The sequence below is a fragment of the Erwinia sp. V71 genome, assembly GCF_965644245.1.
Lineage (GTDB): Bacteria > Pseudomonadota > Gammaproteobacteria > Enterobacterales > Enterobacteriaceae > Erwinia.
This window is the reverse complement of record NZ_CBFFRK010000088.1, coordinates 1-17,425: the sequence shown is the minus strand read 5'-3', so window position 1 is coordinate 17,425 and position 17,425 is coordinate 1. Positions and strand designations below refer to the sequence as shown.

Below are 17,425 nucleotides of genomic sequence, written 5' to 3'. Positions count from 1 at the left end.
ATAAGCGAAAACCCTCAGCGAAAGCTGGGGGTTTTTTGCGTTTACGGGACCGGAAAACCGGGCGCGGAAGCCTGAAAAAGCCCGCTTCCCCTGCAGAACAGAGGGAACGCGTGTAAATTCCCTCCCCTGGTGTTATAACTTCTCTGCCTTAAGGTGAAACATTTTCATCTATTGGATGATCTCTCGACATTTGCACAATGAACCGTTATCGTCAGGCATCTGGATGTCTAAACGTATAAACGTATGTGTGTGAGGAAAACAGGTTATGCCAATCAGGGTACCCGATGAACTACCAGCCGTGAATTTCCTGCGTAATGAGAATGTCTTTGTGATGACATCCTCACGCGCCAGCATTCAGGAGATCCGCCCGTTAAAAGTGCTGGTACTGAATCTGATGCCGAAAAAGATTGAGACCGAGAACCAGTTCTTACGCCTGCTCTCCTACTCACCGTTGCAGATCGATATTCAGCTGCTGCGTATCGACAGCCGTGAGTCTCGTAACACGCCGACAGAGCACCTCAACAATTTCTACTGCAATTTCGACGATATCCAGCACGATAACTTTGACGGTCTGATCGTCACTGGTGCACCGCTGGGTCTGGTCGATTTTTGTGATGTGGCGTACTGGCCGCAGATCCAGCGCGTGCTGCACTGGGCGAAAGAGCATGTCACTTCGACGTTGTTTGTCTGCTGGGCGGTACAGGCTGCGCTGAACATTCTCTACGGTATTCCCAAGCAGACGCGTGAGAATAAGCTCTCCGGCGTCTATGAACACCGTACCCTGCACCCGCATGCCTTGCTGACGCGTGGTTTTGACGATCACTTCCTGGCACCACATTCCCGCTATGCCGATTTCCCGACCCAGCTGCTGCGTGATTACACCGATCTGGAAATCTTTGCCGAGTCAGAGCAAACCGGCGCCTACCTGTTTGCCAGCAAGGACAAACGGCTGGCCTTTGTCACCGGCCACCCTGAGTATGATGTGCTGACCCTGGCGGGTGAATATCAGCGTGATTACGAGGCAGGGCTAAATCCGCTGGTGCCGGAGAACTACTTCCCGCATGACAATCCTGAACTGCCGCCGCGTGCCAGCTGGCGCAGCCACGGCAACCTGCTGTTTGCCAACTGGCTGAACTACTACGTCTACCAGATCACACCATACGATCTGCGCCATATGAATCCAACGCTGGACTAATCTTCTACCCGGGCCGATATACATCGGCCTGCTGCTTCCGTTTCTCTATCCCACTGATTATTTGCTTTATTTTCGTATTTTCCCTGACTTGAATAGCGTCTGAAAACCTCTTCCTGTTTCATCATTAATTTATTCTTTTATTTTTCATCATGATATTTGCTTTCAATTTCAAAAATGGAAATTGTTTTTGATTTTGAAATTTATCTGTCTATGATTTGATCCTGCAGGTCAAAAAACAGACACCGATCAGATCAGGAGAGGGCGATCATGACACAACATGCAGTCAGCACTGAACTGGCCTTCAGCCAGCCCTTTGGTAGCGCGGAAAGACAGATACTAACGGAAGAAGCCATCGACTTTCTCACTGAGTTAGTGACGCGCTTTACTCCGCAACGCAATGCCTTACTGGCGGAGCGCGTGCGGCTACAGCGGCGTATCGACAACGGCGAGCTTCCGGATTTTATTTCGGAAATGAATTCCATTAAAAATGATCAGTGGAAAATCCGTGGCATCCCGCCTGATTTACGCGACCGTCGTGTGGAAATCACGGGGCCGGTAGAGCGCAAAATGGTGATCAATGCCCTCAATGCCAATGTGAAAGTGTTTATGGCGGACTTTGAGGATTCGCTGGCACCTTCCTGGGAGAAAGTGATCGCCGGGCAGATCAACCTGCGTGATGCCGTTCGCGGCACCATCAGTTATCAGAATGAAGCGGGCAAGATCTATCAGCTGAAACCCGATCCGGCAGTGCTGATCTGTCGGGTGCGTGGCCTGCATCTGCCGGAAAAACATGTGTTATGGCGCGGTGAAGCGATCCCCGGCAGCCTGTTTGATTTTGCCCTCTACTTTTTTCATAACGCCGAAGCGTTGCTGGCCAAAGGCAGTGGCCCCTATTTCTACCTGCCCAAAACCCAGAGCTGGCAGGAAGCGGCATGGTGGAGCGAGGTCTTCAGTTTTACCGAGGATCGTTTTGATCTGCCGCGCGGCACGATCAAAGCCACACTGCTGATTGAAACCCTGCCGGCGGTATTTCAGATGGATGAGATCCTCTGGTCGCTGCGCGATCATATTGTCGGGCTGAACTGTGGCCGCTGGGATTACATCTTCAGCTATATCAAAACGCTGAAGAATCATCCCGATCGCGTGCTGCCTGATCGCCAGTCGGTCACGATGGATCAGGGCTTTCTTGATGCTTACTCGCGACTGCTGATTAAAACCTGCCACCGTCGCGGTGCGATGGCGATGGGGGGAATGGCGGCGTTTATTCCCAGCAAAGACCCGGCACGCAATGAATGGGTGCTGAATAACGTTCGTGCCGATAAACAGCGCGAAGCGGATAACGGCCATGATGGCACCTGGATTGCTCATCCCGGGCTGGCGGACAGCGTGATGGCGGTATTTAACCTGGCGCTGGGCGACAGAGCCAATCAGCTGGAGGTCTTGCGGGAAACGGATACGCCGATCAGCGCGGAACAGCTGCTGGCGCCGTGCGTCGGACAGCGTACTGAAGCGGGCATGCGCGCCAATATCCGTGTGGCGGTGCAGTACATCGAGGCCTGGATCGGCGGCAATGGTTGTGTGCCGATCTACGGTCTGATGGAAGATGCCGCGACCGCCGAAATCTCCCGTACCTCGATCTGGCAATGGATACGCCACCAGAAGACGCTGGAAAACGGCCAGCCTGTCACACGTGAACTGTTCAGTCAGATGCTGGCTGAAGAGATGCGGGTGATTGAGCATGAGCTGGGAGAGCAGCGTTTTCGCCAGGGACGATTTGCCGAGGCGGCACAGCTGATGGAACGCATCACCACTGAAAGCGAACTGGTGGAGTTTCTCACTCTGCCGGGCTACCACCTGATCCCCTGAGCACAAGGAGTATCCGCGATGACCTCACGTACCCAACAAATTGAGCAGACAGAGCAAGCCTGGCGCGATGCACGCTGGCAAGGGATTACCCGGCCTTATAGCGCCGCAGACGTAGTTAAACTGCGGGGTTCCGTGAACCCGGCCTGCACGCTGGCCCAGCAGGGCGCTGAAAAACTGTGGGCGTTACTCAACGGCGGGGCGAAGAAAGGCTATATCAACAGCCTCGGCGCGCTGACCGGTGGACAGGCGCTGCAGCAGGCGAAAGCGGGCATTGAGGCGATCTACCTGTCCGGCTGGCAGGTGGCGGCCGATGCTAACCTGGCGGGCAGTATGTACCCTGATCAGTCGCTCTACCCGGCGAATTCGGTTCCTGCCGTGGTGGAACGCATCAATAACACTTTTCAGCGTGCCGACCAGATCCAGTGGGCGAACAATATCGAACCGGGCGATGCCCGCTATACCGACTATTTCCTGCCGATTGTGGCAGATGCGGAAGCCGGGTTTGGCGGGGTGCTGAATGCCTTTGAGCTGATGAAAGCGATGATTAGTGCAGGTGCAGCGGGTGTTCACTTTGAAGATCAGCTCGCCTCAGTGAAAAAATGCGGCCATATGGGTGGCAAGGTGCTGGTGCCTACTCAGGAAGCGATTCAGAAACTGGTGGCGGCCCGTCTGGCGGCGGATGTTATGGCGGTGCCTGCTGTGCTGATTGCCCGTACCGATGCGGATGCGGCCGATCTGATCACTTCAGACTGCGACGAGTATGACCGTGAATTTATTACCGGCGAACGTACTCCGGAAGGTTTCTTCCGTACCCGGGCAGGTATTGAACAGGCGATCAGCCGCGCACTGGCGTATGCGCCTTATGCTGATGTGTTGTGGTGTGAAACCTCGACTCCTGATCTGGCACTGGCACGCCGTTTTGCCGACGCCGTGCATGCCCGCTTCCCTGGTAAGCTGCTGGCGTATAACTGTTCGCCGTCGTTTAACTGGAAAAAGAATCTGGATGATCGCACCATCGCGCACTTCCAGCAGTCACTGGCGGAGATGGGCTATAAATATCAGTTTATTACCCTCGCCGGCATCCACAGTATGTGGTTCAACATGTTTGACCTTGCCCATGCCTACGCGCAGGGAGAAGGCATGCGTCACTATGTGGAGAAAGTGCAGCAGCCGGAGTTTGCCGCAATCAGTCAGGGCTATACCTTCGCTTCCCATCAGCAGGAAGTGGGCACTGGTTATTTCGATAATGTCACCACCATTATTCAGGGGGGTGTCTCGTCGGTGACAGCGTTAACCGGTTCTACGGAAGAGCAGCAGTTTAATCACTGACCGCGAGTGCCTTACGTTCCCTCTCTCCGGCAAACGGGGGGAGGGGGCATATCATCAGCCGGAGACGACCGTTATGCTGAATCCACCGGGGCAACAGACTGAACGGCTTATCGCGCAAACCATCCTGCAGGGCTTCGATGCGCAATATGGTCGTTTTCTTGAAGTCACTGCAGGCGCGCAGCAGCGGTTTGAACAGGCTGACTGGCTGGCGGTGCAGCAGGCGATGAAAGCGCGCATCCATCTCTATGATCACCATGTTGGCCTGGTGGTGGCACAGCTGCGTTGCATGACGGGCGCTCAGCTGGAGGATGAAGCGTTTCTCAGTCGGGTAAAGGCGATTTACACCGAACTGCTGCCGGACTATCCGCGTTTTGAAATTGCCGAAAGCTTCTTTAATTCGGTCTACTGTCGCCTGTTCGCTCATCAGGCGTTAACCCCGGAGCGGCTGTTTATCTTCAGTTCGCAGCCAGCACACCGTTTCCGTTCTATTCCGCGCCCGCTGGCGAAAACCTTCAGTGCTGCCAGCGGCTGGCAGGCGCTGTTGCAGCAATTGCTGACGGACCTGCCGCTGCGCCTGCCGTGGCAGGATCTGCCGCGTGATATCGGTTATATCATCGCGCATTTGCAGCAGAATTTCGCCGCGCCAGAACTGGCACAGGCGACGCTAGAAGTGGCTAACGAACTGTTTTATCGCAATAAAGCGGCGTGGCTGGTGGCGAAGCTGCATCTGCCCACGGGCTGCTACGCCTTTTTGCTGCCGATTCATCGCAGCGAGGCGGGAGAGCTGGTGATCGATACCTGCCTGACACGCAAACGCGAGGCCAGCATCGTATTTGGTTTTGCCCGTTCCTACTTTATGGTTTATGCGCCGCTGCCCGCCGCGCTGGTGGAATGGCTACGTGAAATCCTGCCGGGTAAAACCACCGCCGAGCTGTATATGGCGATTGGCTGCCAGAAGCATGGCAAAACGGAAAGCTATCGCGAGTATCTGCACTATATGGCGCGTACTGATGAGCCGTTTGTGGTTGCACCGGGAGTACCCGGCATGGTGATGCTGGTGTTTACGCTGCCGGGCTTTGATCGGGTGTTTAAGGTGATTAAAGATCGCTTTGCGCCACAAAAAGAGGTGACAGCCGCCCGCGTGCGCGAGTGCTATCAGCTGGTGAAAGAGCACGATCGTGTGGGACATATGGCCGATACCCAGGAGTTCGAGAACTTTGCCATAGAACTGGCGCGTATCAGTCCACCGCTGCTGGCTGAACTGCAATGCGAGGTGCCGGAAAAACTGCAGCGACAGGGTGAGATGCTGATTATCAGCCACCTGTATCTGGAACGGCGCATGACGCCGCTGAATATCTGGCTGGAACAGGCCAGCCCGCAGCAGCAGCGCGAAGCGATTGAAGAATATGGCAACGCGGTGAAACAGCTGGCGGCGGCGAATATTTTTCCCGGCGATATGCTGTTCAAAAACTTCGGTGTCACCCGCCACGGCCGGGTGGTGTTCTATGACTATGATGAAATCAGTTATATGACCGAGGTGAATTTCCGTGATATTCCGCCGCCGCGCTACCCGGAAGATGAACTGAGCCTGGAGCCATGGTACAGCGTGGCGCCGGAAGATGTCTTTCCCGAGGAGTTTCGCCACTATCTGTGCAGCGATCCGCAGATTGCGGCGCTGTTTGATGAACTGCATCACGAGTTGTTTCACGCCAGTTACTGGCGCGCATTACAGCAGCGGATTCGCGCCGGGCATATTGAGGATGTGTATGCCTATCGCCGCCGCCAAAGATTTATTCACTTCGCACCTGACGCTGTCGCGGCGTTGGCTGCGAGTGTTACCCGGCCCTCCCCGGGTCTCGCCCCATAGGGGCCGCTGCAGGCAGCGTTCAAATCTGCTCCCGGCAGATTTGTCACCCGGATCACTGACCTGTGTCAGCGTATCGCGGTTCGCACGCTTGCCGCCTTGTTACAGCGCCAGTTGCTCGTGAATACGCGAGTGGCCACCATACTCCCGGGTGATCTCTTTCGCTGCCTTAATCACCAGCGCACCAATCTCGGTCACACGGTCATCGGTGATACGTGATACCGGGCCGGAGATCGAGATCGCGGCAAAAGGCTCGCCATGTTCATCGTAAATACAGGCGGCGACACAGCGCAGACCCAGCGCGTGTTCCTCATCATCAAAGGCGTAACCGGTTTTGCGCACCAGCGCCAGGTTCTCTTTCAGACTGTGCGGTGACATCAGGGTATGCGGCGTGTAGTAATGCAGCCCCTTGCGGTGCAGTAGCCCGGTCACTTGCTGTTCGCTCAGATTAGCGAGAAAGGCTTTGCCCGCGCCGGACGCATGCATCGGCAGTTTGCCGCCAATCGGCGCCGACATGCGCATCAGCTGGGTGCACTGCACCTGGTCGATAATCACTGCCTGATGATCGCTGAGGTCGAGCACCGCCAGATTCACCGTTTCGCCGGAGTCTTCCATCAGCTTGCGCAGCATCGGGTGCACCATTGCCAGCAGATTGCGGCTCTGCAGGAAACTGCTGCCGACCACAAAGGCGTGGGCGCCAATGGTCCAGTAACCCAGATCGCCAACCTGACGGACAAACCCCAGTTGCTGCATGGTGGTCAGCAGGCGATGAGTGGTGGAGTTCGGCAGACCCGACTGCTGCGCCAGTTCCGTCAGCGCCACGCTGCCATGCGATTCGGCGATCGCTTCCAGCAGCTTCAGGCCGCGAGTCAGGGACTGCACCTGGCCGGCGGGTTGCACGCTGCTGGTGGCGGCATTGCGCGGTTTTTTACCTCGTTTCGCCGGGATGGGCGTCGCCATATCGGGCTCCTGATTTTTTCATCTGATGGAAATCATTTTCGTTTTCCTGCTCAATAATGCAACGCTGCAGAATCTGGTCGGATCAGTACCGCACACTGACTGAAAATGTCTCATCTGCCACGCCTTTTACCCTGCCAAAAGTTGTGCCAGTATGTTCTGCTGGCATTTCAGCCAGTGCATTGACGGTGACGAGGCTCGTGTGAGTAACAGAACAGAAGCGCTGCATCAGCAGCTCGCGCAACGCATTATGTTGCTGGATGGCGGTATGGGCACCATGATCCAAAGCTATAAACTGGAAGAAAGCGACTTTCGCGGTGCGCGTTTTGCCGACTGGCAAAGCGATCTGAAAGGCAACAATGACCTGCTGGTACTGACACGTCCGGATATTATCAGCGCCATTCATGACGGCTACCTGGCGGCTGGCGCCGATATTCTGGAAACTAACACCTTTAATGCCACCGCCATTGCGATGGCGGATTACCATATGGAGTCGCTGTCGGCGGAGATTAACTACGAAGCGGCGAAACTGGCGCGTGCCTGTTGTGATAAGTGGACGGCACAAACGCCGGATCGTCCACGCTATGTCGCCGGGGTACTCGGGCCGACAAACCGCACCTGTTCTATCTCACCGGATGTGAACGATCCAGCCTTCCGTAATGTCACCTTTAATCAGCTGGTGGAGGCGTATCGCGAATCTACCCGCGCGCTGGTGGAAGGTGGTGCGGATCTGATTATGATCGAAACGGTGTTCGATACGCTGAATGCCAAAGCGGCGATCTACGCCGTTCAGGCAGAGTTTGACGCGCTGGGTATTGATCTGCCGCTGATGATTTCCGGCACCATTACCGATGCTTCTGGCCGCACACTTTCTGGCCAGACGACCGAAGCATTTTATAACTCACTGCGTCATGGCAAGCCGCTCTCCTTTGGCCTGAACTGTGCGCTGGGGCCGGATGAGCTACGTCAGTATGTGGCGGAGCTGTCACGCATCGCCGAGTGCTATGTCACCGCGCACCCCAACGCCGGTCTGCCGAACGCCTTTGGTGAGTACGATCTCGATGCTACTACCATGGCGGCGCAGATTGGCGAATGGGCGCAGGCAGGTTTCCTGAATATTGTCGGCGGCTGCTGCGGCACCACGCCGGAACATATTGCCGCCATCGCCAAAGCCGTGGAGGGCGTGGCACCGCGTCAGCTGCCGGACATTCCGGTCGGCTGCCGTCTTTCCGGCCTTGAACCGCTGACCATTCTGCCGGAGACGCTGTTTGTTAACGTTGGTGAGCGAACCAACGTGACCGGTTCTGCTAAATTCAAACGCCTGATCAAAGAAGAGAAATACAACGAAGCGCTGGATGTGGCGCGCCAGCAGGTGGAAAGTGGCGCACAGATTATCGATATCAATATGGATGAGGGGATGCTCGACGCTGAAGCGGCGATGGTGCGTTTCCTCAATCTGATTGCCGGTGAGCCGGATATTGCCCGTGTGCCGATTATGATCGACTCCTCGAAATGGGACGTTATCGAAAAAGGTCTGCAGTGCATTCAGGGCAAAGGCATCGTTAACTCTATTTCGATGAAAGAAGGGGTGGAAACCTTTATCCATCATGCCCGGCTGGTGCGCCGTTACGGCGCGGCGATGGTGGTGATGGCGTTTGATGAAGTCGGCCAGTCGGATACCCGCGCGCGCAAAATCGAGATTTGCCGTCGTGCCTATAAGATCCTCACCGAAGAGGTCGGTTTCCCGCCGGAAGATATTATTTTCGACCCGAATATCTTTGCCGTCGCGACCGGTATTGAAGAGCACAACAACTACGCGCAGGACTTTATCGGCGCCTGTGAAGATATTAAGCGCGAGCTGCCGCACGCGATGATTTCCGGCGGTGTATCGAACGTTTCGTTCTCGTTCCGCGGCAATGATCCGGTTCGCGAAGCGATTCACGCGGTATTCCTCTACTACGCCATCCGTAACGGCATGGATATGGGTATCGTAAACGCCGGGCAGCTGGCGATTTACGACGACCTGCCGGCTGAGCTGCGTGATGCGGTGGAAGATGTGGTGCTGAACCGCCGTGACGATGGCACTGAGCGTTTGCTGGACCTGGCGGAAAAATACCGCGGCAGCAAAGCGGATGATGAAGGCAATAAACAGCAGGCAGAGTGGCGCAGCTGGGACGTGGTGAAGCGTCTCGAATATTCGCTGGTTAAAGGCATTACTGAATTTATTGAAGAAGACACCGAAGCGGCGCGTCAGCAGGCAGATCGACCAATTGAGGTGATCGAAGGACCGCTGATGGCGGGCATGAACGTGGTGGGCGATCTGTTCGGTGAGGGCAAAATGTTCCTGCCGCAGGTGGTGAAATCCGCGCGTGTGATGAAGCAGGCGGTGGCTTATCTGCAGCCGTTTATCGAAGCCAGCAAAGAGCAGGGCAAGAGCAACGGCAAAATCGTGCTGGCGACGGTGAAAGGCGATGTGCACGATATCGGCAAAAACATCGTTGGTGTGGTGTTGCAGTGTAATAACTACGAAATTATCGATCTTGGCGTGATGGTGCCGGGCGAGAAAATCCTGAAAACCGCGCGTGAAGAGAACGCCGATATTATCGGGCTGTCGGGCCTGATTACGCCGTCGCTGGATGAGATGGTCAACGTGGCGAAAGAGATGGAACGTCAGGGCTTCACGATACCGCTGCTGATTGGTGGCGCGACCACCTCGAAAGCGCATACGGCGGTGAAAATCGAGCAGAACTACAGCGGGCCGACAGTGTACGTGCAGAACGCCTCGCGTACCGTGGGCGTGGTGTCCTCGCTGCTGTCTGAGACGCAGTATGATGACTTTGTTGCCCGCACGCGCAAAGAGTACGAAACCGTGCGTATTCAGCATGCGCGGAAAAAGCCGCGCACGCCGCCGGTGACGTTGCAGGTAGCGCGTGACAATGGCTTCGCTTTCGACTGGCAGCAGTATACGCCACCGGTGGCACACCGTCCCGGCGTCAGCCAGGTGACCGCTGGCATTGAGACGCTGCGTAATTATATCGACTGGACGCCGTTCTTTATGACCTGGTCGCTGGCGGGAAAATATCCGCGCATTCTGGAAGATGAAGTGGTCGGCGAGGAGGCGCAGCGCCTGTTTGCCGATGCCAATGCGATGCTGGATATGTTGCAGCATAATGGCACGCTGAATCCACGCGGCGTGGTCGGTCTCTTCCCGGCCAACCGGGTGGGCGATGATATTGAAATTTATGCCGATGAATCGCGCCGCGACGTGATTCAGGTCAGCCGTCATCTGCGCCAGCAGACCGAGAAAACGGACTTCGCCAACTACTGCCTGGCGGATTTCGTCGCGCCAAAAGCGAGCGGTAAAGCGGACTATCTTGGCGCGTTTGCCGTTACTGGCGGGCTGGAAGAGGATGCGCTGGCGGAAGCGTATGATGCGCAGCACGATGATTACAATAAAATCATGGTGAAAGCGATTGCGGATCGTCTGGCGGAAGCCTTTGCTGAATACCTGCATGAGCGGGTGCGGAAAGTGATCTGGGGCTATGCGGCGAATGAGAATCTCAGCAATGAAGAACTGATCCGCGAAAATTATCAGGGCATCCGTCCCGCGCCGGGTTATCCGGCGTGTCCGGAGCACACCGAGAAAGCCGCTATCTGGCAGTTGCTGGATGTGGAAAACAATACCGGCATGAAGCTGACCGAATCGTTCGCTATGTGGCCGGGCGCGGCAGTCTCTGGCTGGTATTTCAGCCACCCGGAGAGCAAGTATTTCGCCGTAGCCCAGCTGCAGCGCGACCAGATTGAAGATTACGCGGCGCGTAAAGGGATGTCGGTCACTGAGGTTGAGCGCTGGCTGGCGCCTAACCTCGGTTATGATGCGGATTAATCACGCGGTATGGGGGAGGCGCGCTCCCCCGGCTTCACGTTGTCCGTTCAGACTGCAGGATTTCATCGCCCAGTGCCGCTGCCAGCGCGTTAAGCTGGTGTTCGCTGAGCCACTGGCCTTCCTGTTGTTTTAAATACCTTACCAGTGCCCGCAGCAGCTGATGATTATCGACGCGTTCCAGCATAATGGTGGCCTGCTGCACGCCATCGACGGCTAGCGGAATCAGGGCGTCTGGTCGCACGATAATCGCATCTGTCCTATCCACGGGCGGCTCGTCACTCGCGGTTCCGGTGATATCGTAGTGACACTGAAACGCCTGCTCATTGTTTTCCGTGATAATGGTGGTGTTAAACCGTCCTGCCAGGAAGGCTAAAACCCTGGCCTGGGGGACATCACTGTTTAACCGGTCTCTGATGTGCCCCGGTTCGCGCAACGCCGCCAGCGCGTCTGCGGTAATATTTTGCTGAATAAAATTCTTAAAATAGCCTGTGGCAAGCCCGGTTATCGCCGCTTCATTGCCGCCATTCTCACGCGCAGTGTGCAGGCTACCGACAATCCCGGGGAGCGTAAGGTTACTGCCGGAAGGCGTTTGAAACAGCAGGCTGGCCAGTTCATCGTGACTGGCTGAGGCCAGCAGTTTTGCGTCGTCCACACTGGCCTGGGTTTGGAGGTGACCCCTGATATATGTCGTTAACTTTGTCAGATGTGGAAAATAAAAATCCGGGCCGATAATCCGCTTTCCAAGCGTCTTGACCGCATCGTACAACACGTTGTCGCTGGTTTCGGCATAACCGGTGGCGGCTGACCCGCGCAGCCGGGGGAATAAGTGATCCAGAGTGTATGTACTCAGTGCGCGTATCCAGTCTGTTTCCATTTGACCGGTCTGGGTGATACAGGCTAACTGGTCGCTCAGACAACGTGCCAGTGTCCGGAATTGCGCCGGGGAAAGGGTTTTATCCTCCAGCCACTGACAAATGAGGGAAAAGGGTAGCCCGCGGTGGCCATAGTGCTGTTCTTCGAGATTCACGTTCAGTGGCTGATCGCTGTCACCAAACACAAAGGGTAAGGCAGGTGCGTTAGCGATCAGTATTCTGGCCCGTTCGTGTACGCTGGATGTCAGAATGCCCTGCAGCGTTTTCAGGTCACTGGCGGTAAAAATTTTGCGTTGTTCCTCATTAATGAGTGAACGTTCCATTAGCGAGGAGCCATGCTGTACCGCCTGTTTAAACAGCGCATAGAGCGGTGAACGCCGCAGATACAGAGTTTGTAAAATACGCAGCTCCCGGTAATTAATAATCTCATTAACCGAGATACCTTCCTGTTCGCGGCCGCGAAAATCATCCAGCGGGGTCAGATAATCCATATTTTCCGGCGGATAATTGTCGGTATCGGTATCGGTATCGGTATCGGTATCGGTGTCGGTATCTGCATTTTCACGTTCAGCTCTTAAACGCAGAAGAATAAATCGATCAGAATAGCCCCTGTCTGGGTCAAGGTACGACGCAATGCGATCCAGATCCTGACTAAAGCACGTGGCAAAATTGCGCATCGCCTCAAGCGTTGCTGCAGGTATCTTTTCCTCCGTCAGTGCTTCATCTATCTCATCATCAATCATAACCAATACATCATGCTGCACCATGGCCTCAGCCGTGGTTGTCGCGTGGAGATAGGCCGACAGTTCGGCGGTCGTGATACCCAATTTTTCCAGAATGGTGATGAAGTCGGGCGTCAGGCCTGCGGGTAAATCGGCTAATCTGACCGGAAAGGTGCCTGGCGGGTATCCCGGTATTCGTGGGATAACGGGGCGGAACAGGGCGATATTATCGTGGACTTTTGTCAGCAGGGCATGCTTATCGGCATCACACAGTAGAGGGTTATTGATGATGCGGGTTTGAATCAGCTCGCCCAGCCTGCGCTGGTTTTCTGTCACCATAAAATGGCGTACTGCCTGGGTGATCTTCTCACTGTCACTGGCGGTATAGCTCTGTTTGCTGACCATGCTGTGTAACGTCTTGATATGCTGTGATCTTGTTTCATCGAGGATCTGTTGCGGGATGTGCGGCGCGCACTGTGTCATATCCTGGATAAATCGCTGTAGCTGATCTTGCCGGGATTGCGGGCTTTGCGCGGTGTGCTGCTGTTGCGCCGCAAGGGCTTTGCGCTGCAATGCTTCGGCTGATTGTGTGTAGGTTACGTGGGGCGCTTTATTTACACCCATGCGATCGCGTTTTACGGCGGGACGTGTCCCTGCCCGGATACCCATTGGCAGCATCGTGTCATCGCGCTGTCTGTTGGCTGCATTCTCCCACTGCGCCGCAGACCGTAACGGTGTGGTGGCTTCCCGTAAAACACTGGAGAGTAATGCGGCTGGTGGTGTATGCAGCTGCGAGCGATTGGGCAGTAATAACGTGGGGAGTTCGCTGGCGACATCAATAATACCGGGCAACGAGGAGCTGGCGTTTTCTGCAAGCGGCATCGTGGCTACATTGTGCAGATGCGACATCATCTGAGATGCCGGCTCCCGGGAGAATGACCTGTCCCGTTGCGCTAATGGACGCGGCAGTGCTGAGTTAGTCAGCGAAGATAGCGTCGATAGTGGTTGTGACGCACTGGTCGCAGGCGATGATGAAGAGGGTTGATCAAACAAAAGCAGTGACTGAGTGTGGTTGGTGTTTATCTCTTCTGGCATCGGTTCTCTCCCTGATCACGGATGCCACTACAGCATAGTGCAGGGCAGCCGATAACACTCTACAAGTGCAGTGATGCCGCCAACAATCAGCAATTTTTGGACTGACGTTTTTTTATAATCACTCCTGTAAATCTGATGGTTGGTCTACAGTTACAGGTAACGACCTTGCGTAAAATTGCATGATAAATAAGCAGAAATAGCGCAATAAGCGCCGAACGCAGGGTCAGCGGGTTTGGGCGCTGCGCGTTGACGTCAGGCAGGCTGCGTTCCGGCATGTTAAGCCTGACGTCACCAGGAGAGCGATCATTGCTGACTTTACTGAATTTATTATCTGCGATTGCATTGCTGGTGTGGGGCACGCATATCGTGCGCACCGGCATTATGCGTGTCTATGGCGCTGACCTGCGCCGCGTGTTAAGCCGCAGCATCGACAAAAAACCGATGGCATTTATGGCGGGTATTGGCGTCACGGCGCTGGTACAGAGCAGTAACGCCACCACATTACTGGTGACCTCGTTTGTCGCGCAGCAGCTGGTGGGCCTGACGCCTGCGCTGGTGGTGGTGCTGGGGGCGGATGTCGGCACCGCGCTGATGGCGCGAATCCTGACGTTTGACCTCTCCTGGCTGTCGCCGCTGTTTATCTTTTTTGGCGTGGTGTTTTTCCTCGGCCGCAAGCAGACCCGCGCGGGGCAGCTGGGCCGCACCAGTATTGGTCTCGGACTGATATTGCTGGCGCTGCAGCTCATCGTGGAAGCGGCCAGGCCAATCACTCAGGCGTCCGGTGTGCAGGTGATCTTCTCGTCCCTGACCGGCGATGTGATGCTTGATGCACTGATTGGCGCCGTGTTTGCCATTATCAGCTACTCAAGCCTGGCGGCGGTGCTGATTACCGCCACGCTGACTGCGACTGGCGTGATCTCATTCCAGGTGGCGCTCTGTCTGGTGATTGGCGCGAATCTCGGCAGTGGCCTGCTGGCGATGCTGAATACCAGCACCGCCAGTGCGGCGGCGAAGCGGGTCGCGCTCGGCAGTCTGCTGTTTAAATTTATTGGTTCGCTGATCGTCCTGCCTTTTGTCCATCTGCTGGCGGAGTGGCTGGATAAACTGCCGGTGGATGACGAAGAGCTGGTGATCTTCTTCCATGTGTTCTACAACCTGGTGCGTTGCCTGGTGATGGTGCCCTTCGCTGAGCTGATGGCGGCGTTGTGTAAACGGCTGATCCGTGATGAAGCGGACACCGAACAGCGGCTGAAACCGAAACATCTGGACAGCAGTGCGCTGGACACCCCGGCGCTGGCGCTGGCCAATGCCGCGCGGGAAACGCTGCGCATGGGAGATGTGCTGGAGCAGATGCTGGCCAGCTTTAACAAAGTGGTGCATGGCGCGCCACGTGAAGAGCGGGAAGTACGGCGGCTGGATGATGATGCCGATGTGTTGTACACCGCCATCAAACTTTATCTGGCGCAAATGCCGAAAGAGGATCTGCCGGAAGAGGATTCACGCCGCTGGGCGGAGATTATCGAAATGGCGCTTAATCTGGAGCAGGCGGGCGATATTATTGAGCGCATGAGCGGCGATGTCGCAGATAAGTCGCTGGCGACGCAGCGTCCTTTCTCGGCCGAAGGGTTACAGGAACTGGAAGCTTTACAGGAACAGTTGCTGAATAACCTGCGCCTGTCACTGTCGGTCTTTTTATCACGTGATGTCACCAGCGCGAAACGCCTGCGCCGCGCCAAACACCGCTTCCGGATTACCAACCGGCGTTATTCTCATGCGCATGTCGACAGGCTGCATCAGCAGAATGTACAGAGCATTGAAACCAGTTCGCTGCATCTGGGATTACTGGGGGATATGAAGCGACTTAATTCGCTGTTTTGCGCGGTGGCGTATAGCGTGCTGGAGCAGGTGGATGACGATCGCGAGGATGAATAACCGGTTGCGCTGAAATGAGCAGGGCGGTGAGACCACCGCCCTGAGGTATTACTTTCTCTTCACCGGCTTACCGGACCAGTAGCCCGCCAGCAGCGAACCTGACAGGTTGTGCCAGACGGAGAAGATAGCACCTGGCAGCGCTGCCAGTGGCGAGAAGTAGAGCTTGCCCAGCGTGGCCGCCAGACCGGAGTTCTGCATGCCGACTTCCAGCGCCAGTGTGCGGCAGGTGGACTCGTCAAAGCCAAACAGCTTACCGCCCCAGTAACCGCCGAGCAGGCCAATGGCATTGTGCAGAATCACGGCCACGATCACCACCAGACCGACTGAGCCGATAAAGCTCTGACTGCCCGCCACCACCGCACTGATAATCAGCAGAATACACAACATCGAAAACGCGGGAAGATAAGGTTCCACCCGTTTCACCACGCCGTTCATGGTGTGATGGATAATCAGGCCGAGCCCAATCGGAATCACGACAATTTTCACAATGCTGAGCAGCATGCCGACCACATCCACCTGAATATGGGTATCGACATAGAAGCGTGTCAGCAGCGGAGTGGCGAACACGCCAACCAGTGCGGAGACGGAGGAAATGGTCACTGACAGCGCCACATCACCTTTCGCAAGGTAGATCATCACGTTCGATGCCGTACCGCTGGCGACACTGCCGACCAGAATCATCCCGGCAGCGAGGTCAGGTGGCATCTGGAACAGTTTTGCCAGTCCCCAGGCGGCCAGTGGCATCACCAGATAGTGCAGGAATGTTCCGGCAATCACTGGCGCAGGGCGGGTCAGAACGCGCTTAAAATCATCAATATGCAGTGTGACGCCCATACCAAACATAATCAGCATCAGCAGCCAGGTTACCCAGGGGCCAATACCGATAAATGTCGAGGGCGTATAGTAGGCGGCGACAGAGAGCAGGACTGCCCACAGCGGGAACAGTCGGGTAATTGTGGCGAGCATAGCCAGACTTCCTTATTTCGTTGTTGTGTTTTGTGGTACATCGTTTGCCATCAGACAAGCTGCGGTTGCCCGGAACGGGGGCAACCGCAGAGCAGGAATCATACATGAATCGGCAGGAAAAAAAGGCCCGATCAGTGCCAAAGCCGGCCTGCCAGGGGAAACCCCCGGGATAACGGGCAATGCCGGGGCATCCTATATTAACGGGTGGTCAGATGGTGATGACCGGGTTGTTGCAAAATCTCTTCGTATGTCCCGGATGCCAGATCACTAATCAGCAGGCTGCGCAATTTGACACCATCATCGAGTTCGCGACTGGCACTTCTGGCGATGGCGGCGGCATTCGTCATGCAGTAGCCATCCCCTGCAATTTTATGAATCGTGCTCTTACGGGCATCAAGGCAATAGGTCGTACCTGTTTCCGATATCCCGTTTCCTGTCCCCCCGCGGTATTCCTGTCTGGCGATAAAGTGATGTCTTGCCGCACCGGAATTCGGTAACCAGGCATTGTAGTGTTCCTGGTGGAGCTGGACCGCGGCGATCGTCTTGCGGGTGGTCACCAGTTCAGATTTGTCAAAGGCATCGCCAGTGGCGGAATCATAGGTCTCAATCACTCTGCCGCTGATATCCGTAATCACGAATATACTGTTACTGAACATAGTGGTTTGGCTAAGGAAGGTGCGATTTAATCATTCAAAGTTCTGTTCATGACTACAATGATTGCCGTTCATCTATCGTTTTCAG

The 17,425-nt window shown here is 55.5% G+C and carries 10 protein-coding genes; 6 read left to right on the top strand and 4 right to left on the bottom strand.

The annotated features are described in order from the left end of the window. The first annotated feature begins 265 nt into the window (after window positions 1-265). The 4 genes from metA (at window position 266) to aceK (ending at window position 6,257) form a co-directional block, all read left to right on the top strand. Window positions 266-1,195, top strand: coding sequence for a homoserine O-succinyltransferase MetA (gene metA, locus ACSZO1_RS16275; RefSeq protein WP_437614403.1), 930 nt, complete (start codon window positions 266-268; stop codon window positions 1,193-1,195). 267 nt (window positions 1,196-1,462) lie between these two features. Next, complete coding sequence (gene aceB, locus ACSZO1_RS16270) at window positions 1,463-3,061, top strand: malate synthase A (RefSeq protein WP_437614401.1); 1,599 nt, start codon at window positions 1,463-1,465, stop codon at window positions 3,059-3,061. A gap of 18 nt (window positions 3,062-3,079) precedes the next feature. After that, window positions 3,080-4,390, top strand: coding sequence for an isocitrate lyase (aceA, locus tag ACSZO1_RS16265; RefSeq protein WP_437614399.1), 1,311 nt, complete (start codon window positions 3,080-3,082; stop codon window positions 4,388-4,390). Window positions 4,391-4,463: 73 nt separating this feature from the next. Next, on the top strand, window positions 4,464-6,257 hold the full coding sequence (gene aceK, locus ACSZO1_RS16260; protein ID WP_437614397.1) for a bifunctional isocitrate dehydrogenase kinase/phosphatase: 1,794 nt from the start codon (window positions 4,464-4,466) through the stop codon (window positions 6,255-6,257). Window positions 6,258-6,356: 99 nt separating this feature from the next. Here the strand turns inward: aceK and iclR are convergent, their stop codons facing one another. Then, the gene (gene iclR, locus ACSZO1_RS16255; RefSeq protein ID WP_437614395.1) at window positions 6,357-7,214 is read right to left on the bottom strand and encodes a glyoxylate bypass operon transcriptional repressor IclR; all 858 of its coding nucleotides are present in this window, start codon (window positions 7,212-7,214) and stop codon (window positions 6,357-6,359) included. A gap of 199 nt (window positions 7,215-7,413) precedes the next feature. Between iclR and metH the strand changes: the two genes are divergently transcribed. Then, a complete protein-coding gene (metH, locus tag ACSZO1_RS16250) occupies window positions 7,414-11,097 on the top strand; it encodes a methionine synthase (protein WP_437614393.1) in 3,684 nt (1,227 codons plus the stop codon). A 34-nt stretch (window positions 11,098-11,131) separates the two neighbouring features. Here the strand turns inward: metH and ACSZO1_RS16245 are convergent, their stop codons facing one another. Continuing rightward, window positions 11,132-13,603 carry a hypothetical protein gene (locus tag ACSZO1_RS16245; RefSeq protein ID WP_437614391.1) on the bottom strand — a complete coding sequence of 824 codons (2,472 nt, stop codon included), beginning with the start codon at window positions 13,601-13,603 and terminating at the stop codon, window positions 11,132-11,134. Between the two features lie 489 nt (window positions 13,604-14,092). Between ACSZO1_RS16245 and ACSZO1_RS16240 the strand changes: the two genes are divergently transcribed. Beyond that, window positions 14,093-15,718, top strand: coding sequence for a Na/Pi cotransporter family protein (locus ACSZO1_RS16240; RefSeq protein WP_437614389.1), 1,626 nt, complete (start codon window positions 14,093-14,095; stop codon window positions 15,716-15,718). Between the two features lie 48 nt (window positions 15,719-15,766). Here the strand turns inward: ACSZO1_RS16240 and panS are convergent, their stop codons facing one another. Both panS and ACSZO1_RS16230 read right to left on the bottom strand, forming a co-directional pair. Continuing rightward, window positions 15,767-16,684, bottom strand: a complete 918-nt coding sequence (gene panS, locus ACSZO1_RS16235) for a ketopantoate/pantoate/pantothenate transporter PanS (protein WP_437614387.1) — start codon at window positions 16,682-16,684, stop codon at window positions 15,767-15,769. A gap of 197 nt (window positions 16,685-16,881) precedes the next feature. Continuing rightward, window positions 16,882-17,295 (bottom strand): hypothetical protein, encoded by a 414-nt coding sequence (locus ACSZO1_RS16230; RefSeq protein ID WP_437614385.1) that lies wholly within the window; start codon window positions 17,293-17,295, stop codon window positions 16,882-16,884. Window positions 17,296-17,425: the final 130 nt, after the last annotated feature.